Source organism: Granulicella aggregans (genome assembly GCF_025685565.1).
GTDB lineage: Bacteria > Acidobacteriota > Terriglobia > Terriglobales > Acidobacteriaceae > Edaphobacter > Edaphobacter aggregans_B.
Genome location: NZ_JAGSYE010000011.1, coordinates 1 through 1,604, shown reverse-complemented (window position 1 = coordinate 1,604; position 1,604 = coordinate 1). Strand labels below are relative to the sequence as shown.

1 pseudogene is annotated in these 1,604 nt (G+C 58.5%); it reads left to right on the top strand.

Annotated elements, in window-relative coordinates:
• Positions 1-58 precede the first annotated feature (58 nt).
• Positions 59-1,345, top strand: a pseudogene (locus tag OHL18_RS23135) (ISNCY family transposase); the annotation flags it as partial.
• Between the last annotated feature and the right edge of the window lie 259 nt (positions 1,346-1,604).

The window sequence follows — 1,604 nt, the reverse complement described above, 5'->3', positions numbered from 1 at the left end:
TGTAGCGGCTCGTTAGAAATGTCATGGTCTGGCCCGATAGAAATGTCAGGGTCTAAGGATGGCATGGATTTCTATGAGCGAACGCGATCTTAGGCGGATTGAAGTGTTGAGCGACGTGCGGGCCGGACGTCGCACGGTGGCTGCGGCAGCAGCCGTGCTGGCAGTTAGTGAGCGCCAGGCTTACCGGTTGTTGGCCAGGTATGAAGTGGATGGCGGATCGGGGCTGACCCACAAGGCGCGAGGTCGCACATCGAACCGGAGCCGCAACGAAGGCATTCGGAAGTATGCGGTCGAGCTCGTCAAGACCAGGTATGCCGACTTCGGGCCGACCCTCGCGACCGAGGTGTTACTGGATAAGCATCAGCTGCGCGTCGGCAAGGAGACGCTCAGGCGATGGATGATGGCTGAAGGCTTGTGGCTGTCACGCACTCAACGCAGAACCTTCCACCAGCCTCGCCTTCGGCGCGAGAGCTATGGTGAGCTGATCCAGATCGACGGTAGCGACCACCGCTGGTTCGAGCAGCGTGGCGAGCCTTGCACGCTGCTGGTCTTCATCGACGATGCGACCAGCAAGCTGATGCAACTGCGCTTTGTGCCCAGCGAGAGCACGGACTCCTACTTCGAGGCCCTCAACGGGTATCTCACAACGCACGGCTGCCCTACCGCCTTCTACTCCGACAAGCACACGGTCTTTCGTGTGAACCGGCCGGATGCGAAGGGCGGGTCGGGCATGACGCAGTTCGGACGAGCACTCGCAGAACTCAACATTGAGATCCTCTGTGCGAACTCAAGCCAGGCAAAAGGCCGCGTGGAGCGGGCGAATCGCACGCTGCAAGATCGGCTGGTCAAGGAGCTGCGTATGGCCGGCATCTGCGACATGGACGCCGGCAACTTGTTCCTTCCGCAGTTCATGAAGCAGTTCAACGAGAAGTTCTCGGTCCCCGCTACGAAGACCGAGAACATGCATCGCAGGCTGAACGTGCAGGCCCCTCGGCTTGCGGACATCCTGTGTCATCGCGAACAGCGCCACGTGAGCCAACAGCTTAGTCTGGCCTACGACCGCAGGCAGATCATCTTGGAACGCAGCGAGGTGGCTGACAAGCTGGGCGGCCAGTACGTCGAGGTCTATGACTTCAGCGATCGACCGCTTGAGGTTCGCTGGCAGGGCCACTTACTTCCCTACCGCGTCTTCAGCAAAGACCAGCGTGTCAGTCACACCGCCATCATCGAGAACAAGCGTCTCAGCCATGCACTAGCCACGGTGAAGGCCCAGCAGGACATCAAGCATGAACAGAAGATCCAGACGAACAGCGACAAGGGCGGATACAAGAAGAACCCGCGTCGAGTCTATGGGCCGGACTACGTGCCAAAATCCGACCCCGCCCCCGCGCCCGCGGTGGAAATGACGGCCTGATGGAAAGCGAGGAAAACATAAAGCCGTTTCCCTCTCTTCCCACAGCCCTTGGAAATCGACAAAGAACGTCGATTCCCACATTACGCACCGCACGACGACGAAGGATTATTCAACAAGTACTTCAACAGATAGGCCTATACTGACATTTCTAATGGGCTAGCCACCCTGTCATTTCTAATGAGCTACAACA